A 21,680-nucleotide genomic window follows, 5' to 3' on the forward strand; every position below is an offset into this window, starting at 1 on the left:
ATTTGAGACTTAACTAAAGCCATACATGATTACACATATTCAAGGAAAACTTGTTGAAAAAAATTTAACTGATGTTGTAATTGATTGCAGTGGCGTGGGCTATCATATAAATATCTCCCTGCATACCTATTCTCAAATTCCAGATGGGGACTTCCTTAAATTATATACCTACTTACAAATTAAGGAAGATTCTCATACTTTATATGGTTTTTCTTCAATTGCTGAACGTGAAATTTTTAAGTTGTTAATTTCTGTTAGCGGCGTGGGTTCTAGTACCGCGCGCACAATGTTGTCTTCATTGACTCCAAAACAGGTTAGAGAAGGGATAGCGCATGGTGATGCTGCATTGATTCAGTCCATTAAGGGCATTGGGGCCAAAACCGCAGCACGCGTTATTTTGGATTTAAAGGATAAAGTGCTAAAAGTTTATGATATTGATGATGTTTCTACCGTTAAAAACAATACTCATAAAGATGAAGCGTTATCAGCATTAGAAGTTCTCGGATTTGCACGTAAACAAGCTGAACGTGTTGTTGAGAAAATAGTCAATAATCAACCTGATGCCAACGTAGAGGTCATTATAAAGCAAGCATTAAAAAATCTATAATTGATTTTGAGTACAACCAACCCCAGCTTATCATTTTTATCATTCAAACGTTTATGGATCATAGGCCTGACAGTATTTGTAGGGCATTTTGCATTTTCTCAGCAAATAATACCGGCCCAGGATTCTATAAAAACGGGGCATGCATTGGGTACTATTAAAATGCCAAATCCTAATAGCATTGTTTCAAAATACACCTATGATCCCAATACTGATCGCTATATTTTTACACAAACCGTTGGTAAATTCAATATTAACTATCCCCTTATTCTAACGCCTGAGGAATATCAGAAATTGGTGCTGGAAGAAAATCTTAAAAATTATTATAAACAAAAAGTTGATGCCGCTGAAGGTAAAAAGGATGGTACTGAAGATCAACAGAAAAATCTTTTACCTGAGTTTTATGTCAATTCCGGATTTTTTGAAACCATTTTTGGAGGTAACAGCATTGAAGTCATCCCACAAGGTTCCGTAGAAATGGATTTGGGTGTCTTGTTTACCAAACAGGATAATCCATCTTTCTCACCACGTAACCGAAGCAATTTTACTTTTGATTTTGATCAACGGATCAGCTTGAGCTTACTTGGGAAAGTGGGGACACGACTTCAAGTAACGGCCAATTATGACACCGAGTCAACTTTCGATTTTCAAAATTTAATTAAGTTGGAATACACGCCAACGGAAGATGATATTGTTAGAAAAATAGAGGTAGGTAACGTCAGCATGCCACTTAACAGCTCGTTAATTACTGGTGCACAAAGTTTATTTGGTGTTAAAACCGAATTGCAATTTGGGAAAACAAGAGTGACTGCGGTGTTTTCTGAACAAAAATCCCAGTCGCGCTCCGTTGTGGCGCAAGGTGGTGGCACGCTCGAAGAGTTTTCATTTTATGCACGTGATTATGATGAAAATCGCCACTTTTTTCTTGCACAATATTTTAGGGAACGTTACGATGTGGCCCTTCAGCGATATCCATACATCAATAGTACTACGCAAATTACACGTATTGAGGTTTGGGTGACCAATAAAAGTAATCAAACGGATAATGTTCGTAATATAGCAGCGTTCCAAGATTTGGGAGAGTCACAACGTGTAGGTTCTGATGTTAATATTTTAAGGCCAGGCCCACTTCCTGATAATAAAAACAATGGGTTTGACCCAACCAATATTGGGGGTTCTGGTTCCAATCTGACTCCTGCGGTCAGGGATATTACAAGAGTGGAGCAAGGAATTAACATTCCGGTTAATGAAGGTTTTGACTATGGCAAGCTGGAAAATGCCAGAAAACTAATTGAAGGTTATGATTATACCCTTCAAACACAGTTGGGTTATATTTCATTGAATCAACGTTTGCAGAATGATGAAGTGTTAGCAGTGGCGTTCCAATACACGGTTGGAAATACTGTTTATCAGGTGGGCGAGTTTGCCAATGACGGCGTTGAGGCCACGGGTGGGGCTACGGATCCTGTATCTGGTAATGCTATTATCAACAATAACAATCTTGTCTTAAAGATGCTGAAAAGTGCAATCACTAATGTGAATCAACCAATTTGGGATTTGATGATGAAGAACATTTATGATTCGGGCGCTTATCAACTCAGTCAAGAAGATTTTAAATTGAACATTTTTTATACCGAAGCATCTCCTTTAAATTATATCAAGCCGGTTGAAGGCACTACCTTTCCGCTCTATGATAATAACACACCAGATCCTGCAGATGATACTCAAATTACAGAGACGCCGTTAATCCGGCTTTTCCACTTGGACCGATTAAACTATAATAATGATCCACAGCAAAATGGTGATGGATTTTTTGACTTTGTTGATGGGGTAACCGTTTTGGCCCAAAATGGAAAGATCATTTTCACCAAAGTGGAACCTTTTGGAAAATACTTATTTGATGTATTGGCAGATCCTGCATATCCTTCAGATTATGATGATCCAACTTATACCAATCCCAATCAGGAAAAATATGTATATGATATCCTGTACAAAGGCACGAAAACAGCCGCATTAGAGGAATCAGAAAAGAATAAATTCCAATTAAAAGGCCGTTATAAATCGGCTGGTGGTGAAGGTATTGCCATTGGCGCCTTTAACATCCCAAGAGGTTCCGTAAAGGTGACGGCGGGTGGACGTGTTTTGGTAGAAGGTGTTGATTATACCGTGAACTATCAATTGGGCCGTGTTGAAATTTTAGATCAGGCTTTAAAGGCCTCAAATACGCCCATCAATGTTTCCGTTGAAAATAATGCGGTTTTTGGCCAACAAACAAAACGTTTTACAGGTTTAAATGTGGAGCACCAATTCAATGAAAACTTTGTCTTGGGCGGTACCTTCTTAAATCTTAATGAGCGGCCAATCACCCAAAAAGCGAATTACAACACTGAGTCCATAAATAACAGTATTTTCGGCTTTAATGGAAATTATTCTACGGAAGTGCCATTCTTAACACGACTCGCAAACAAACTACCAAATATTGACACGGATGTTCCCTCCAATTTATCAGTGAGGGGAGAATTTGCCTACTTGCTTCCTGGAGCTCCCAAAGGTGCTGATTTTGACGGGGAAGTTACTGCTTATGTGGATGATTTTGAGGGGTCTCAAGGAAGTATCGATCTTTTATCACCACAATCCTGGTTTTTATCAAGCCGCCCCAAAGGATTGGGGATAGCTGCGAATGAAGATGATATCGGAATACAAAACGGTTTCAATAGAGCACTCCTAAACTGGTATACGATAGACCCTATATTTTATAGCAATCAAAGACCAAGTGGCATTACAGATAATGATGTGTCTGATCTTTACACCAGACGTGTATTTATTGATGAAGTTTTTCCACAAAGAGATTTGGTACAAGGGCAGAACACTTACATCCCAACTTTAGACCTGACGTTTTATCCAGCAGAAAGAGGACCTTACAATTTTCAGACCCAAAATATTGATTTGCCAAATACGTTAACCCGACCACAAGAGAGCTGGGCGGGAATTACGCGCCCCATTACCAGTACCGATTTCGAACAGGCCAATGTTGAATATATTGAATTTTGGGTGCAGGATCCTTTTTTGGATAATACCGGCAACCAGGGTGGAAAACTACTTTTAAACCTTGGAAATATTTCTGAAGACATTATAAAGGATGGTAAGAAACAATATGAAAACGGACTTCCTGATAATGGAGACATCAGTACTTTAAATCCTACGGAGTTTGGAACGGTGGTGCCACGCAATCAATCCTTGATTTATGCTTTTTCAAGTTTAGGAGACGAGCGGGCCAATCAGGATGTGGGCTATGATGGGTATGATGATGCCGACGAAATTGCGAAATTTGGTTCACAGTTCGGTCCGGATCCTTCCAATGACAATTATCAATATTTTCTTCAAGCTGAAGGCGATATTTTTGATCGCTATAAAATGTATAACGGTACGGAAGGAAATTCTCCAGATACATTTTCTAACACCAACAGAGGTTCTACTACGCAACCTGACGTAGAGGATATCAACAGGGATAATACAATGAATACTATTGATAGTTATTATGAATATGAAATTGATATCACGCGCACAAGTTTGGACAACCCAAACAACACCTTGATCAATGATGTCAAAACCAGAAATATTACCTTGCCAAATGGCGATACCAGAGAAGTGAGATGGTACCAATTCAGAATTCCAATTGATGACGCTACGAGAGCCATTGGTGGAATATCGGATATTAGATCCATACGTTTTGCTAGAATGTATATGAAAGGTTTCTCGGAAACGACAGTTATGCGTTTTGCCACTTTGGATTTAGTACGAAGTGATTGGAGACGCTATACTTTAGATTTAGACAACAATCCGAGTAATAACAGTTCTGACGCCTCATTTAGTGTTGGGGTTGTAGGCTTGCAGGAAAACGAAGGAAATTATGTCCTTCCTCCCGGAGTAGAGTTGGAGAAACTTAATAACAACAATAATATTATCAGACAGAACGAACAATCCTTGGTGGTTGAAGTGTGCGAACTTGAAGCTGATGATTCTAGAGGTGTCTATAAAAACATTAGCATTGACATGCGTCAGTATAAAAATCTGAAAATGTTTATGCATGCTGAAGCTTTGGAAGGACGCACCCTGAATCCTGGAGAAATGATCGGTTTTATCAGAATGGGAAATGATTTTACCCAAAACTTCTATGAAATTCAAGTAACTTTAAACGTTGTTTCAGGCATCGCCAGAGATGAGGTTTGGCCTTCTGAGAATGAAATAGACATTAGTTTGGAGGTTTTACAGAAAATTAAAGCTTTGGGGATTAGTGATGGCTCTTTGGCCAATCAAGATCCAACAGTGTATAATGTGACCTCCGGAGGACCAGAAATTCTAAATCCCGGAGACACGTTTGAAGTTGGAGAAACCCGTGTCGCCATAAAGGGAAATCCTAATTTTGGAGACATTAGGGTACTCATGGTTGGGGTAAAAAATAATACTACGGCTACCAATTTATGCGGTAAAGTGTGGTTTAATGAGCTTCGACTGTCTGATTTGGATAATGAAGGAGGTTGGGCCGCGATATTAAGTATGGACTCCAATATTGCTGATTTTGCAGATATCAGTGCCACAGGAAGACAGAGCACCGTTGGTTTTGGAGGGATTGAACAGCGTCCCAATGAACGCAGTCGTGAAGATGTACAGCAATATGATGTGGTGACCAATATGAACCTGGGCCAGTTATTGCCTAAAAATTGGGGCATACAATTACCGTTCAACTATGCATTAAGTGAAGAAACAATCACGCCTAAATATGATCAGTTTTATAATGACCTGACTTTAGATTCAAGACTGGATGCCGCAAGTTCTTCGACAGAAAAGGATCAGATTTTAGAACAATCTGAAGATTATACCAAGCGTAAGAGTATCAATTTCATTGGCGTCAGGAAACAGCGAACGGGAGATGAGAAGCCACGTTTTTATGATGTGGAGAATCTCACGTTTAATTATTCTTATAATAAGATAGAGCATCGGGATTTTGAAATAGAAAACGCTCTGGATCAGAATTTGAGGACAGGGGTCAATTATGCCCATAATTTCAATCCTATCGTTATTGAACCATTTGCGAAGAATGATTCTATTTTTAAAAGTAGATACGCCAAAATTCTTAAAGACTTTAACTTCAATTTACTTCCAAACAGCTTTACGGTAAATACAGATATTTTACGTCAGTTCAACAAGCAGAAATTTAGGGAAGTAGAACTGGGAGGTGCCAATATTGGATTGGAAGAATTATATCGAAGAAATTATAGGTTTGATTTTCAGTATGCCATTAATTATAAGCTTTCAAAGTCCTTAAGCTTGAATTTCTCCGCAAATAACACCAATATCGTCAGAAATTATTTTGTTGACGATGTCATCAACGGCAGACAAGATCCTACGCTTGACGTGTGGGATGGCTTTTTTGATCTGGGCGATCCAAATATCCAGAACCAACAATTACAGCTCAATTATGAAATCCCATTATATAAGATTCCAACTTTTAGTTTCTTAAAAGCAACCTATTCCTATACCGGGGATTTCCAATGGCAAAAAGGCTCTGATTTAAATAATAATCTACCGCTAATTGATGATACAACTGGCCAGATCCGAAATTACAATCTTGGTAATTCTATCCAAAACGCCAACACCCATAATATTAATTCCACGTTCAACATGGAAACGCTGTACAAATATGTTGGATTGGTAAGAAAGGATAGCAAAAGAAATAAAACGCAAGGAAGAAGCGTTGCCCCGGCTGGACTTGAACGTAAAGGCGATACAGGCAATGGTACTAAGCTTGAAACTGATGAACCATCAGTAGGTACAAAAGTGTTCAATACTTTTGTGGATATTACCACTATGGTCAAACGCGTGCAGATTAATTATAGCGAAAATAATGGATCGTTTTTGCCAGGATACTTGAGAACGCCGGGTTTTATCGGTACGCTCAAACCTACGTTTGGTTATACTTTTGGAAGTCAAAGCGATATCAGGGATATGGTAGCGAGAAACGGATGGTTGACGGTATATCCTGATTTTAACCAACAATACACTGAAGTTACCAACCGCATTTTGGATGTTTCGGCAAATATAGAAGTTATCAAAGATTTGAAAATTGATTTGATTGGGAGCAGAATGTATTCTGAAAATTCCAACGAAAATTTTAATGCTTTTGATACTAATGGTGATGGATTGAGTGATGTCTACAATTCACTGATCACAAATTCTTTTGGAAATTTCAATATCTCAACCTCGCTGATTAAAACGGCCTTTAGCCCGAGTGATGAATTGCAATCTGCCGCTTTTGCAGACTTCAGGTCCAACCGGTTGGTTGTTGCACGACGCTTGGCCCGTGATTTTTATGGGAATGATGCCTATCCAACAGATGGCGATGGATATCCCGTAGGCTTTGGTAAAAGCAATCAGGCGGTGCTCTTGCCAGCTTTTTTATCGGCTTATCAAGGTTCTAATCCAGATAAAGTGACTTTAAGTGCGTTTAGGGATATTCCTATTCCTAACTGGACCCTTAAATATACCGGATTGATGCGCCTAAAATGGTTTAAGGATAAGTTTAAAAGATTCTCTGTGACCCATGGGTACCGTTCAGGCTATACCATCAATCAGTTCCGTACCAATTTAGATTATGATGCAAACAATCCAGAAGCAATGGATCAGGGAGGTAATTTCAAAAACGAAACACTCTTTAGCAATATCAATCTTGAAGAGCAATTTAGTCCGTTGGTAAAATTGGATTTTGAAATGAAAAGTTCAGTGAAGATTTTGGCCGAAATTAAAAAAGACAGAATTCTTTCTTTGAGTTTTGACAATAATCTGTTGACCGAAATAAAAGGTAATGAATATATTGTAGGACTGGGTTATCGAATCAAGGACGTAAGGATTCGTTCTAAAATGGCGGGGCCAACACAAATTATTAAAGCAGATTTAAACATGAAGGCAGATATCTCCTTACGCGATAATAAAACCATCATTAGATATCTTGATTTAGAGGATAATCAGGTTACTTCTGGTCAGACCATTTGGGGTGTTAAATATTCTGCAGATTATGCCTTCAGTAAAAACCTCACAGGAATCTTCTATTTTGATTATACATTTTCTGAATATGCTATCTCAACTGCATTCCCACAAACAACTATTAGATCGGGGATTACCTTACGCTATAATTTCGGCAATTAATTTTGATTAAGGGGTTTTAAAAAAGTACATTTGTTAGACGATTAAATTTTAATAAAAAATGAATATACCAGCACAATTAAAGTACACAAAAGACCATGAATGGATTAGCATTGATGGCGATGTTGCAACTGTAGGAATTACAGATTTTGCACAGGGCGAATTGGGTGATATCGTCTACGTTGAGGTTGAAACCTTGGATGAAACATTAGAAATGGATGAAATTTTTGGAACTGTAGAAGCCGTGAAAACAGTTTCCGATTTGATTTTACCGCTTTCAGGAGAGATCATTGAATTCAATGCGATTTTGGAAGACGAACCTGAAAAAGTAAATTCTGATCCTTATGGTGATGGGTGGATGATTAAGGTAAAAATCTCGGATGCCTCACAAGTTGACAGTTTACTTTCAGCTGATGCTTATAAGGAATTGATCAGTGCGTAAAAGATGGGCTTTTGCTTTATTTGTCCTTTACGCAATCATCCTGTTGGTGTTAAGCTTAATGTCTCTTCGGGGAATTCCCTCATTGGGAACATCGTTTGATGATAAAATAGGGCATTTTGGAGCGTATTCTATTTTTACCTTGTTAATTTTTAATTACTGTATTTCATTAAAAGTTAAAAGTCCTTTGGTATACGCATTTGCCATTGCTACCATCTATGGGTTCTTAATGGAATTACTTCAGAAATTGCTAACTACAGGAAGAGAGTTTGATTTATATGATGCTCTTGCTAATGCTTTTGGTGCAGTTATTGCAGTAGTTTTTATCACAGTCTATAGAAAGTTAAAGTTAAAATAAATTATTCACTTGCTTTTTTAACAAATTATTGGTTATTTTAGCATTCCTTAAACACTCGAAGCATATGGAACCGAAAAAAAATGTAAAGTCAGACGTTGGTAGAAATAGTTCTATCTATTTTTCCGTGGGTCTCGCTTTAATGTTATTGTTGACCAATCTGGCCATCAATTACAAGACGTACGACAAGTCGGATATTGATATTGGCATGATTAATATGGATGATGAATTGGAAGAAGAAATTCCAATTACTGAGCAGTTGCAAACGCCACCGCCACCACCGCCACCGCCACCAGTAGCACCTGAAGAGATTGAGGTTGTTAAAGATGAAGAGGAAGTTGAGGAAACGGTTATCGAATCTTCTGAAACAAGTCAGGAGGAGGAGATTGCAGAAGTTGAAGACGTTGTGGTAGAAGAAGCTCCTGAAGAGGATCTTGAGGTGCCATTTGCAGTTATTGAGAATGTTCCTGTATTTCCAGGTTGTGAGAATGAGGCTGGTAATAATGCAAAAAAGCAGTGTATGTCTGATAAAATCAGTCAGTTTGTTAACAAAAAATTTAATGTTGACTTAGCTTCTGAATTAGGACTTTCAGGGAAACAACGTATTAGTGTGATCTTTAAAATTGACAAAACTGGTGCTATTACCAACATTCAAGCAAGAGCACCACATCCCGGTTTAGAAAAAGAAGCCCAACGTGTTATTGGTTTACTTCCTAAAATGAAACCAGGTAAGCAACGTGGTAAAGCGGTAACTGTACCGTATTCTTTACCTATCCTTTTCCAAGTTCAAGATTAAAAATCTATGTTATAGTTTTATAAAACCTCGTTGCGAAAGCTTCGGGGTTTCTTTTTATCCAAGTTGTACCCTTCTGAGAAGTGCTCAGGATTGCCTTTAAATAAAATGTTAAAAATCCCGTCTAAATAAATAGACGGGATTTTCGTTATGGTATGCTTGTTGTGATTTTATCATAATATTAACATTTGAAAACCATAATATTATGAAGAAATTTAAAAACTCAAGCGATGTTGCTGGTCAGAGCATCACACGCAATGTAAAACCGCACAAGCATGATGCGAATTTACAAAAAAACTCCGCACTTTATTTTCAAGTCGGATTGATTCTCTGTCTATTGATTAGTTACGGACTTTTTGAAATGAAGTTTGAAGGCACGAATTATAATTTGGCTAAGGTGGACTATCCTGATAACGATGTGGAATATGAACCCGAAGTCTTTCTTGTTGAACAGAAACTTGTCAAAAAACCTGAAGATTTCAATAAGAAGAGCGTTGTTTTAACCAAAGATCCGATAATTAGGGAAAACGATTTTGTAGAACCGAAGTTGGATATACTCACCGATCCTGAACCTACAAATGATCCTATTGATGTGGATAAAGTAGTGGTAGCTCGTGATCCTGATAAGGATGTTGAACCGGAAATTTTTGATGTTTTGGGTGTTGAGCAGGTGCCTATCTATCCTGGCTGTGAATCGGCAAATAACAATGAAGAACGTAGGGCTTGCATGTCTGATAAGTTAAGCTCACTTATTAAGAAAAAATTTAACACCGGTATCGCTCAAGATCTTGGTCTTTTTGGGCTGCAAAAGATTTATGTTCAATTTAAGATCGATAAATCAGGAAACGTGATTGAGATTCTATCGCGGGCGCCATCCCAACAGTTGGAAGATGAGGCAGCGCGTGTGCTTTCCAAAGTGCCACAAATGGTGCCAGGGAAACAACGACATAGACCAGTGGCTGTAATGTATTCTTTACCAATCCTATTTGACGTGCAGTAAGACGCATAAACGTACCCGCTAGCAAAGAGTTATTAAATTGCATTTCTGATCAAGAAGTACCTTTAATAACTTTTTGGCCTTTACATGCTTTTCGGAATGCTCATTTTCAAGTTTTAAATTTGATTCGCCCGTTTTGAAAAAAATAGTATCTTTCGCCAGTCTAAAAGGTTGTCATCATCTATGAAGAATGTCTTCTTAATTATTTTTATGAGTTTTCAACTCAATAGTTTATCCCAAAATATTGCAATTTATGAAAAGCCTCCTGTTTTTACAGGTTGTGAATCCCAGTCAATTGACAACCTAAAAACCTGCTTCAACAATAAAATCAATCACTATATTTTTGAAAACTTTAGAGTGCCGCAAGAGGTTGTCAATGATAATTATCGTGGTGATGTAAAAATACTTTTTGAGGTCAATGAGGACGGTGGTATTAGTGTTGTTTATGTTGATGCAATATATGACGCTCTCAAAGATGAAACCCGACGTGTGTTTGAAACTTTACCAAAGATCCAAGCAGGTACCTACAATGGAAAGCCCACTTACTATCAGTATTCTTTAGCTGTTAAAATTCCATTGGTCAATCCAAAAACAATCTCCAATGCCATGTCAGAGGAGTCAAACACCATCAATAAGGTTGTCGATCTAAATGAAATTGTTTCCAATGAGTTTGATAGCATTAACAAAAATGTCCGAAAATATCAAGATTTAGAATATAGCAGTCAATTGAATGTTCCATTCACACATGGTTATTATTCGCGTTTTGATGCCCATATGAACGCCTTGGGAACGAATAGTCATACTGCTGCGAAACCCTATGTTTATGAGGATGTGGCGCGGTATTATGATTTTGAAGCAGAAAAAGAGGCTCTTTTAAAAGGTTCTGATGGATGGTGGAGCAGAAAGTTATGGGATGAACATTTAGTAGAAATTCAAGGGGAAGATTATTGGTTTACCATTGATCCGTTTTTCGATTTACAAGTAGGGAAAGATTTTGATGCTGATTTTAATTCCACTTTCAACAATACGCGTGGGTTACAAGTACAAGGAGGCTTGGGTAAAAAATTCAGTTTTTCAACTTCTGTTTATGAAAGTCAAGGCCGGTTTGCGCAATATTACAACCAATATGCTGAAAGTTTAAAGGCTTTTGGACCTGACCCTGCCATTGTTCCTGGTAGGGGAATTGGCAAGCGTTTTAAGGAAGATGCCTATGATTATCCGGTGGCAGAGGCCTATTTGTCCTATGCGCCTGCAACATTTATCAATATACAATTTGGTCATGGAAAGAATTTTATTGGTGACGGGTATCGCTCTTTATTCCAAAGTGATGTGGCAAGTCCGCAGACGTTCTTAAAGTTGAATACCAAATTTTGGAAAATTAAATACACGAGTAATTGGATGTGGCTCAGGGATGTGCGTGATGAAGTGATTGAAGACAAAGCCTTCTTGACCAAGTATATGGCCAATCATTATTTGAGCTGGAATGTGTCCAAACGCCTCAATATTGGTCTTTTTGAGTCTGTCATGTGGACCGATACCAACGGAAGAGGCTTTGATATCAATTATCTTAATCCAATCATCTTTTTCAGAGCCATTGAATTTGAAGCTGGACAAGGTTCTGGAAATGCGGTTTTAGGGGCTTCAGCAAAATATAAGTGGAATAATAAAGTCAATCTGTATGGCCAATTTATATTGGATGAATTTTCATTGAGCGATGTGAAGGCAGGTGAAAAAAGTTGGAAAAATAAATTTGGATTGCAATTGGGCGTCAAATATTTTGATGCTTTTAAAGTCGATAATTTAATGTTGCAATTGGAGTATAACCAAGTGCGTCCTTATACGTATTCGCATAATACCATTGTGAATAATTACGGGCATAGCAATCAGTCCATGGCGCATTTATGGGGTGCCAATTTTAGGGAATTTATAATTATAGGGCATTATAATTACAAAAGATGGTATGCTGATGGCAAATTTATCTTCGGGACCCTTGGTCTTGATTTTAACGATGGGACTGATAATTATAGTTATGGTGGCGATATTTATAGAAATTACAATGATCGTCCATTTGACACTGGCGTAAAGATTGGTCAAGGTAATAAAACCAAAACCTTTAATGCCGAATTGCAAGGCGGCTACATCATCAATCCGGTGAGCCATTTAAAAGTGTTTACCAATCTTAGTTTTAGAAATTTCAATCCAGAAGCCAACACGGAAACTACCTTTAATAATAGCACGGTTTGGTTAAGCGTTGGCGTTAAAACGGATTTGTTTAATTGGTATTTTGATTATTAACCGTTTTTCAGTCCATTGTGAGCTTCTGTTTACTGCCCCTTTTGTCTTCAGACCTTCCACTCAGAAGTCAAGAAATACCAAAACCTAATGAATATGTTTTTATTCAGCAATTGAATTGCTCAAAACCAATTTTCAAAGTATCTTTGCACTCGCATTCAAAAGCGACAAATACAAGAGCAATTGGCAACCATGCAAACTTCTATTTCTAAGGTTTCTATTATTTCCGATTTTAAGGAAATAACAAAAATGAGATTATCTTTAAGTGTTGTGTTTTCAGCAATTGCTGGGTATTTACTGGGGGCAACAACCATTGAAGTCAGTACCTTGATCCTGCTAGCGTTTGGAGGTTATTTTATGGTAGGTGCCTCTAATGTTTATAATCAAATTATTGAGCGCGATTTGGATGCACTTATGGATCGCACCAAAAACAGACCCATCCCGGCCGGACGCATCTCCGTCAATACCGCATTTGCCATTGCTGTTCTTTTTACAATATTGGGTATTGCTTCACTTTACGTTATAAATCCTCGTACAGCAATGTACGGCGCCATTTCAATATTTTTATACACCAGCATTTATACCCCTTTAAAAACGAAAACCCCACTATCTGTTTTTGCAGGAGCGATACCAGGTGCCATTCCTTTTATGTTGGGTTGGGTGGCGGCACGCGATGCTTTCGGGATTGAGCCTGGAACTTTGTTTGCCATTCAGTTTTTCTGGCAGTTTCCTCATTTTTGGGCCATTGGCTGGTTTTTATATGACGATTATAAAAAAGGAGGCTTTTTCATGCTTCCAACAGGAAAAAGAGATAAAGGTACGGCAACGCAAATCATTGTGTACACCATTTGGACAGTTTTAGTGTCTGTCATTCCTGTGTTTGGATTTACGGGCGATTTAAAATTATCAATTGTAGCGGCTGTGATCGTTTTTGCGATTGGCTTGGTCATGATATATTATGCTTTACAATTATTTCAAAAGAGAACGGTGCTAGCCGCAAGACACTTGATGTTAGCTAGTGTGATCTATATTACCCTATTACAGATTATTTACGTTGCAGATAAATTTATAAGATAAAATGGACTTTACACAAGGAACTTTTGAAGAAAAAAACAGTAGGGCAAAAAAGATGATGCTCTGGTTTGGAATTATTTCGCTAATTATGTCTTTTGCAGGATGGACCAGTGCTTTTGTTGTGAGTAGCACTAGAGAAGATTGGTTAAGTGATTTTCAATTGCCAAATGCATTTATCATTAGCACCATTGTTGTAGTGCTTAGTAGTATAACCTTTTTGATGGCGCAAAAGGCACTCAAAAGCAACCAAAGACAAATGACCACCGTTTGGCTCAGTGTGACCTTGGTTTTAGGCATAGGCTTTATCACCAACCAGTTTTTGGGATTCAGACAGATCATCGAAATGGGTTATAATTTTACGGGTCCAACCAGTAATATTACCATGTCCTATATCTATTTGATTGCTATGGTGCACATTGTTCACGTTATAGTAGGCCTTGTTTGCATTTTAGTCGTAATTTATAATCATTTTAAACAAAAGTATACTGCCACTAATATGCTAGGGTTTGAACTGGCGGCAACATTTTGGCATTTTATTGATATACTGTGGTTATATCTATTTTTATTTTTATATTTTGTAGGATAAATGCTAATGGTTTTTTGTGTCTATTTTACACGAACCACAATGAACATTAATTCTAGGTCTTCAAAATTCAATAAGGATATTTCGTTAGATGAATAAAATGATTATTTTTGTACAACTTTTAAAAACTAAAAAACTAATCACTACATATGGATACGACTGTCGCGAACACTAGTGCCGAAAACAAGCGTTGGGGTGGAGGTACTGAACCGTTGAAAGCGAGTTATGGTAAAATGATGATGTGGTTTTTCCTCGCATCAGATTCATTGACCTTTTCAGGATTCTTAGCCGCCTATGGCTTTTCAAGATTCAAATTTGCCGATTCTTGGCCAATCGCGGATGACGTATTTACCCACGTTCCTTTTATTCATGGAAATTACCCGATGATCTTCGTGGCATTCATGACTTTTATCTTGATCATGTCGTCAGTAACGATGGTATTGGCGGTAGATGCAGGACATCATATGAACAAGGCTAAGGTATCCTTATACATGTTTTTGACGGTGTTAGGTGGATTTGTCTTCTTAAGTTCTCAGGCCTGGGAGTGGTCTACATTTATTAAAGGTGATTATGGTGCTGTAGGTACACATGGTGGAAATATTTTGCATTTTGTGGACGCTGGTGGAAATCGCGTGGCTTTAAAAGATTTTGCCATTGGCGAGCCTTCTGAGCGGACCCAACATATGAATAAGAATGGACTTTGGTTTACGAGCGAGAAAGCCTTAACAAGTTTTACATATGATGAAGTGGTTGCCGGATTTAAAGCAAATCCTAATATTTTGATCAGAACAACCTATACTGGTGAAGACGGTCATAAAACTATTTTATCCCGTAGCGAATCTATTAAAGAGTTAGATACTAAAGGTAAGAACGTTGTGGAAGGCGCAAACTTGATCCAAAACGAATACGGTGCACCATTATTTGCTAACTATTTCTTCTTTATTACTGGATTTCACGGATTTCACGTTTCAATAGGTGTGTTGTTGAACATCATCATTTTCTTCAACGTTCTTGGTGGTACCTACGAGCGAAGAGGTAGTTATGAAATGGTAGAGAAAGTTGGTTTATACTGGCATTTCGTCGATTTAGTTTGGGTGTTTGTATTTACATTCTTCTACTTAGTATAATTTTAGATAACTTATTTTAAACATGGCAGCAGACGCACATAAATTAGCAATATTCAGAGGAACACTTAAGTTTAAATCTAACAAACAAAAAATTTGGGGGGTATTGATCTTTTTATCGATAGTTACTGCTATTGAAGTTATTCTAGGTATATATAAACCAGAAGTATTAATGGGACAGGTATTGGGCATGAAAGCACTGAACTGGATCTTTATTATTTTAACTATCGTGAAAGCTTACTATATTACCTGGGATTTTATGCATATGAGAGATGAATTGCCAAGCTTAAGGCGTATGGTGGTTTGGACCGCGGTATTCTTAATAGCCTATTTGGTATTCATTTTATTGCAAGAAGGAGGTTATATTGAACATGTATTTGCAACTGGATTTGTGAAGACTGATTTTTAAATGATCCTTCTCTCAGAACATTAGGTTTTAAGTGTTAAACATAGATAAAAAGGCGGTTATTTGAACCGTCTTTTTTATTTTTGCACTGCCGTATTTCAGCGCATATTTGTTGATAATTATTGAATTCTTAAAGGGTATTAATTAGGCAAATCATCTTAAATGAATAAAAAACTTATAAAACGATATTCAGTCCTAGGCATATTGTTTTTTCTCCCCGTAGCTTTCTTATTGATGCTTTATCCTGCAAAACATAATTATATTGCACTTGATATCATTAAAGAAAATGTAAAGGAAATTAATACAGTCAGCGAGTTTGAACTAAAGGATCATATCACGGCGTTGGCATTTTTCGGTAAAAAACCTTTAGAGAAAGCAATAGGAGCATCAAATTTAAAGGAATTAATCTATGACAAGTTTAAAGGTTTTAAAAAATTCCAGATTGTCTTTATTCTATCTCCAGAAGCGAAATCCGAACTTGATGCATTGAAAAAAGAAATTGAATCACATGAAGATTTAAAATATTGGCATTTTGTGTTTTTGGATGAAGACAAAACCAGAGAAATCTACGATAGTTTAGAAACGGATGTCGCATTAGATACTAATCTTGCGAGCACAAGGGTTTTTATTGTTGATGGCGATTTGAACCAACGCGGACGTTTAGATGATAGAACTGAAAGAGAAACGGAGGGGAATCATGAATTGTATGATTTAACTTCTTATGATTGTATTGAAGTAGCCATACTTAAAAATAAAATGAGTGAAGATGTGCGGGTGTTGTTTACAGAATATAGAGAAAAGCGCAAAGGCAATTTTGATTCTTCAACACGACGTGCCAACGATTTAAAAGGAAGTAGCAATGAGCAAGAAAACTAATTATTCGTACGTAGGAGTATCATTCATCGTACTTCTATTTGGAATTTATTTCGTTCCAAAAATTATTGATAGAGTCAGTAATGAAGATGTTGCAAGAGATGAAAGCAGAAGCGAGGATATTAATCTCAATCCAAAGAAGAAGCCTGGTAGCCTTTCTGATTTACATTTTATTGAAATCAATGGAAACCGAAAAAAGGTGCCTGAGTTTAGTTTTACAGATCAGAATGGAGAAACTGTGAGCAATAAGGATTACGAGGGTAAAGTATACGTAATTGAGTTCTTTTTCACTGCCTGTCCAACCATTTGTCCGAGAATGAATGCTAATATGGTCGAAATTCAAAATAGGTTTCCAAATGAAAAGAATTTTGGCATCGCATCTTTTTCTATAACCCCGCAAACCGATACTCCAGAAGTGTTGAAGGCATATGCTGAGAAGAATGGAGCAACGCATCCTAATTGGCATTTTCTGACAGGTGACAGAAACGAAATCTATAAATTGGCAAATGAAGGATTCTACCTTTATACCGCTAAAGACGAAAGTGCAGACGGCGGATTTGAACATTCAGGCAATTTTGCACTGATTGATAAAAATGGATTTATCCGATCACGATCTGATAGCCAAGGGAGCCCAATAATTTATTACAATGGGATCATTTCGGAAGCTGAAAAGACTGATGATGAAGGAATGGAGCAACAAATTACGATGTTGAAAGAAGACATTGCAAAGCTATTGAAAGAATAATGGACACAGGTAATAGAGCGGAAGAAAAGAAATATAATAAATGGATTGTCGTTCTTTCCATTATCATCCCTTTAATTGTAGGAGGGCTCTTTGGTGTGAATTTAAGAGATTTAGGTTATGATGTGCAACCGCTCACTTTTTTACCGCCCATATACGCCACAATCAACGGTTTGACGGCCCTGCTTTTAATAGTTGGGTTTTGGGCCATAAAGAACAAAAATATCGCACTCCATAAAGCTTTAATGACGACAGCCATTGGGTGTTCTGTCGTTTTTTTAATGATGTATGTGGCTTATCACATGACCAGTCATTCCACATCATACGGAGGGGAGGGAATCCTAAGAACTGTCTATTTTTTCGTTTTGATAACCCATATTCTTTTATCAATCTTAATCATCCCCTTTGTGCTGATCACCTATGTGAGAGCTATTACAAATAATTTTGAGCGTCATAAAAGGATTGCAAGAATTACATTTCCAATTTGGTTGTATGTTGCAGTTTCCGGCGTAGTTGTTTATCTTATGATATCCCCTTATTATGTATAAAATGAAACATAAAGTCCTCTTTGTTCTTTTTTCTTTATTCACATTTTTTACAACAAATGCGCAGTGTGCCATGTGTCGTGCTGTTTTGGAGAGTGAAGAAGGACAATCTACAGCAAAGGGTGTTAATGATGGTATTGTTTACCTTATGATCATCCCTTATGTTCTTATTGGAGGCCTTGGAATTCTAATTTATATGAAGTTTAGTAAAAGGCAAAAAATATAAATTTTCTTTTTATTGTAACATCTTACGTTTTTATCAGTCTAAGATTAAACAGTCTATTCAGATCAAGTCTTAACACTTTGTTAATATAATTCGTGCCTTGATTTGTGTAACATTGTAAAATCAATCGCATAATATGATACAAATTAAAGATTTACATAAATCCTATCACATGGGGAACAACTCACTTCATGTGTTAAAAGGAATTAATTTTGATGTAAAAGAAGGTGAACTTGTATCTATAATGGGATCTTCTGGTTCTGGTAAATCAACACTTTTAAATATTTTGGGGATGTTGGATGAGGCTGATGAAGGCTCATATACCCTAGACGGTGTTCCAATTAAAAACCTCAATGAGAAAATTGCCGCCAACTATAGAAATAAATTTCTTGGCTTTATTTTTCAATCTTTTAATCTTATCAATTATAAATCAGCGTTAGATAATGTAGCTCTGCCCTTGTATTACCAAGGTGTGCACCGTAAAGAACGCGTTGAAAGAGCCATGCACTATTTAGACAAAGTAGGTTTGGCACCATGGTCTCACCATTTGCCTAATGAACTATCTGGTGGACAAAAACAGCGTGTGGCCATTGCGAGAGCTTTGGCAAGTGATCCTAAAGTTTTACTTGCGGATGAGCCTACAGGAGCCTTGGACACCAAGACCTCTTATGAAGTAATGGACCTTATTCAAGGCATCAATGACGAAGGGAAAACGATTTTAATCGTGACACATGAACATGATATTGCCCAAATGACAAGACGTATTGTCAATTTAAAAGACGGGTTGATTATTGATGATAGTGTTGTAGAACAAGTAAGAGCTTCCCAATATGTTTGATATTGAACGTTGGCAAGAAATTTTTGAAACCTTACGGAAAAATAAACTCCGAACGTTTTTAACGGGTCTTTCCGTGGCTTCGGGTATATTTATTTTGGTCATTTTGCTTGGTTTTAGTTCAGGCATCCAAAACGGTGTGACCTCTCAGTTTGAAAAGGATGCTGCCAATAGTATTTCTGTTTGGGCAGGAGTCACTACTAAAGAGTACAAAGGCCTCAATCCTGGGCGATATATCCAGCTTAAAAATGACGACTTTAATGCCATTGTCAACAAGTACGATGATCATCTCGAATACAAATCGCCATTTTATACCATTTGGGGCGGATTGGTCAATTATAAGAATGAATCGGGTAATTATAGAATTCAAGGTGTCTTGCCAGACAATCAATTCATTGAAAATGCAGATATCAGTCAAGGTCGGTTTTTAAACCATTCTGATGTTATGGGAGCGAAAAAGGTGGCGGTTATTGGAAATAAAGTAAGCCAAGACCTTTTTAAAGGACAGGATCCCATCAATCAGAGTATTTCTATTTATGGTATCAATTTTAAAGTGATTGGTGTATTTTATGATCCAGGAGGAGAGCGTGATGAAAGTAAAGTGATGATGCCCATTACTACCGCCCAAAAAGCGTTTAACGGTGGAAATGATATCAGAAACATGACCTATACCGTTAAAATGTCCGATAATTTTAATGACGCGGTTAAGCTTTCGGAGCAAATATCACTAGGCATTGAAAGTGATATTAAGGAAAAACATATTATTTCTCCTGATGATATCAGTGCAGTTAGGGTCAACAATACATTGGAGGAAGCGCGAAAAATCTATTCGTTAGTAGATACCATTAAGGCTGTATTTTGGTTTGTAGGAATAGGAACCATTATTGCCGGAGTGGTTGGCGTAGGAAATATCATGCTTATTATCGTGAAAGAACGTACTAAAGAAATTGGTGTTCGTAAGGCTTTGGGAGCAGAGCCCATGTCTATTGTGGGAATGATTTTGCAGGAATCTGTTTTTGTGACTATGTTTTCCGGTCTTTTTGGTCTTATTGCGGGTTTAGGATTGTTGGAAGTTGTTGGTCCACTTATCGAAAGTGATTTTATAAAATATCCCCAAGTTGATTTTAATACGGCATTGGCTACTGTATTTGTTTTGGTCTTTGCAGGCGCGATTGCAGGATTTATTCCAGCGTACCGTGCCGCCAAAATTAAACCTATTGATGCATTAAGAGACGAATAATATGTTTAGCAGAGACCGTTGGGATGAAATATTAGAAGCCTTAAATGCCAATAAGTTTAGAACTTTATTGACCGCATTCGGTGTGTTTTGGGGGATCACTATTTTAGTGCTTCTGTTGGCGTTGACTAACGGGCTCAAAAATGGGGTGACTTCTGGTTTTGGTAATTTTGCAACCAATTCCATGTTTATATGGACGCAACAAACTTCAAAGCCCTATAAAGGACTGCCCAAAGGCAGACGCTTCAACTTTAAGTTGGATGATGTGGCTGCCTTAAAAAATGATTTTCCACAACTTAAATACGTCTCACCTCGGAATCAATTGGGAGGTTATAGCGGTGCCAATAATGTGGTGAGAGGCACCAAAACTGGAGCATTTCAGGTCAATGGTGACTATCCGGAATTTATTAATCAACAACCTATGGATATTCTCCAAGGTCGCTTTATTAGCTATTCTGATATTAATGCCAAGAGAAAGGTATGTGTGATAGGAACAGGCGTGGTTAAAGGACTATATGATAGAGGAGAAGACGCATTAGGCACTTATATAAAGATCAATGGCGTTAATTTTATGGTCATTGGTACTTTTAAAGTAAGCAACAGCCAAGGTGATAAAGAAGAGGATGCCAATTCCATATTTGTACCGTTTACAGCGTTTGGTCTGGCGTTCAATTATGCAGATAACGTGGGATGGCTGGCTGTGACTGCTCAAGATGGCATAAACATTACCTCCATTAAACCACAAATCTTAGAAACATTAAAAAGTAGGCGTAAGGTGCATCCTGAAGATGAACGCGCAATTGGTAATTTTGATCTTTCGGAAGCTTTTGGTCGCGTGAATGGCTTATTTTCGATTTTAGGATTCGTTGGTTACTTTGTGGGAGCGCTGGTGCTCATGTCTGGAATAATCGGGATCAGTAACATTATGCTCATCGTTGTAAAAGAACGTACCAAGGAAATTGGGGTGAGACGTGCTTTAGGGGCTTCCCCCTGGACTATAAAATCCCAGATTTTACAAGAAAGTTTGATCCTTACTATATTATCAGGTATGGTGGGGATTTCGTTTGCCGCTGCCGTGATCTGGGGGTTAAATTATGCCTTGGATGCTGGTGGTCCCGTAGAGAATTTTGCAAACCCAAGTGTCAGTATGTCGGTGGTGTTTATAGCCCTTTTCATTCTCGTGGTCTCGGGATTGTTAGCGGGGCTGATTCCGGCCAATAGTGCCACAAAAATGAAACCCGTTGACGCATTAAGAATAGAATAATTCCATTAAAATCCATCAAATGAACCACTTCTTTAGTGTAGACTGTTAATGCCAAATTATTCTAAACGTGTGCCATTTGACCAATAAAAAAACA

The 21,680-nt window shown here is 37.6% G+C and carries 18 protein-coding genes; all 18 read left to right on the plus strand.

What is annotated here, in order from left to right; all coding sequences use genetic code 11:
• Positions 1-25 precede the first annotated feature (25 nt).
• The 18 genes from ruvA to G525_RS0107995 all read left to right on the plus strand — a co-directional run bounded on the left by ruvA (position 26) and on the right by G525_RS0107995 (position 21,586).
• On the plus strand, positions 26-607 hold the full coding sequence (gene ruvA / locus G525_RS0107910) for a Holliday junction branch migration protein RuvA (protein ID WP_027125684.1): 582 nt from the start codon (positions 26-28) through the stop codon (positions 605-607).
• A gap of 6 nt (positions 608-613) precedes the next feature.
• Positions 614-7,807 (plus strand): T9SS outer membrane translocon Sov/SprA, encoded by a 7,194-nt coding sequence (gene sov, locus G525_RS0107915; RefSeq protein WP_027125685.1) that lies wholly within the window; start codon positions 614-616, stop codon positions 7,805-7,807.
• Positions 7,808-7,865: 58 nt separating this feature from the next.
• Positions 7,866-8,246, plus strand: a complete 381-nt coding sequence (gene gcvH, locus G525_RS0107920; protein ID WP_027125686.1) for a glycine cleavage system protein GcvH — start codon at positions 7,866-7,868, stop codon at positions 8,244-8,246.
• Between the two features lie 58 nt (positions 8,247-8,304).
• Positions 8,305-8,601, plus strand: coding sequence for a VanZ family protein (locus G525_RS0107925; RefSeq protein WP_051209851.1), 297 nt, complete (start codon positions 8,305-8,307; stop codon positions 8,599-8,601).
• 64 nt (positions 8,602-8,665) lie between these two features.
• Positions 8,666-9,394, plus strand: coding sequence for an energy transducer TonB (locus tag G525_RS0107930; protein ID WP_027125688.1), 729 nt, complete (start codon positions 8,666-8,668; stop codon positions 9,392-9,394).
• A gap of 202 nt (positions 9,395-9,596) precedes the next feature.
• Positions 9,597-10,391 carry an energy transducer TonB gene (locus G525_RS0107935; protein WP_051209852.1) on the plus strand — a complete coding sequence of 265 codons (795 nt, stop codon included), beginning with the start codon at positions 9,597-9,599 and terminating at the stop codon, positions 10,389-10,391.
• 207 nt (positions 10,392-10,598) lie between these two features.
• Positions 10,599-12,683, plus strand: coding sequence for a gliding motility protein RemB (locus G525_RS0107940; RefSeq protein WP_245577750.1), 2,085 nt, complete (start codon positions 10,599-10,601; stop codon positions 12,681-12,683).
• A 189-nt stretch (positions 12,684-12,872) separates the two neighbouring features.
• Positions 12,873-13,757, plus strand: coding sequence for a heme o synthase (gene cyoE / locus G525_RS0107945; protein ID WP_035479334.1), 885 nt, complete (start codon positions 12,873-12,875; stop codon positions 13,755-13,757).
• 1 nt (position 13,758) lies between these two features.
• Entirely contained in the window at positions 13,759-14,340 is a 582-nt protein-coding gene (locus G525_RS0107950; protein WP_027125692.1) for a cytochrome c oxidase subunit 3, read from the plus strand.
• 146 nt (positions 14,341-14,486) lie between these two features.
• Positions 14,487-15,464, plus strand: coding sequence for a cytochrome c oxidase subunit 3 (locus tag G525_RS0107955; protein ID WP_027125693.1), 978 nt, complete (start codon positions 14,487-14,489; stop codon positions 15,462-15,464).
• Between the two features lie 22 nt (positions 15,465-15,486).
• Positions 15,487-15,870: a cytochrome C oxidase subunit IV family protein gene (locus tag G525_RS0107960; RefSeq protein WP_027125694.1), complete on the plus strand. Its 384-nt coding sequence runs from the start codon at positions 15,487-15,489 to the stop codon at positions 15,868-15,870.
• 159 nt (positions 15,871-16,029) lie between these two features.
• Positions 16,030-16,743 carry a hypothetical protein gene (locus G525_RS0107965; RefSeq protein WP_027125695.1) on the plus strand — a complete coding sequence of 238 codons (714 nt, stop codon included), beginning with the start codon at positions 16,030-16,032 and terminating at the stop codon, positions 16,741-16,743.
• A complete protein-coding gene (locus G525_RS0107970) occupies positions 16,727-17,485 on the plus strand; it encodes an SCO family protein (protein ID WP_027125696.1) in 759 nt (252 codons plus the stop codon). The genes G525_RS0107965 and G525_RS0107970 overlap by 17 nt, the downstream gene beginning before the upstream one ends.
• Complete coding sequence (locus tag G525_RS0107975) at positions 17,485-18,030, plus strand: DUF420 domain-containing protein (protein WP_027125697.1); 546 nt, start codon at positions 17,485-17,487, stop codon at positions 18,028-18,030. The genes G525_RS0107970 and G525_RS0107975 overlap by 1 nt, the downstream gene beginning before the upstream one ends.
• A 1-nt stretch (position 18,031) precedes the next feature.
• Positions 18,032-18,253 carry a hypothetical protein gene (locus G525_RS0107980; protein WP_027125698.1) on the plus strand — a complete coding sequence of 74 codons (222 nt, stop codon included), beginning with the start codon at positions 18,032-18,034 and terminating at the stop codon, positions 18,251-18,253.
• A 133-nt stretch (positions 18,254-18,386) separates the two neighbouring features.
• Positions 18,387-19,088: an ABC transporter ATP-binding protein gene (locus G525_RS0107985; RefSeq protein ID WP_027125699.1), complete on the plus strand. Its 702-nt coding sequence runs from the start codon at positions 18,387-18,389 to the stop codon at positions 19,086-19,088.
• A complete protein-coding gene (locus G525_RS0107990; protein ID WP_027125700.1) occupies positions 19,081-20,325 on the plus strand; it encodes an ABC transporter permease in 1,245 nt (414 codons plus the stop codon). Before G525_RS0107985 ends, G525_RS0107990 begins: the two co-directional genes overlap by 8 nt.
• 1 nt (position 20,326) lies before the next feature.
• Positions 20,327-21,586: an ABC transporter permease gene (locus tag G525_RS0107995; protein WP_027125701.1), complete on the plus strand. Its 1,260-nt coding sequence runs from the start codon at positions 20,327-20,329 to the stop codon at positions 21,584-21,586.
• The last annotated feature ends 94 nt before the right edge of the window (positions 21,587-21,680 follow it).

The organism is Gelidibacter mesophilus DSM 14095, from assembly GCF_000423005.1.
GTDB lineage: Bacteria > Bacteroidota > Bacteroidia > Flavobacteriales > Flavobacteriaceae > Gelidibacter > Gelidibacter mesophilus.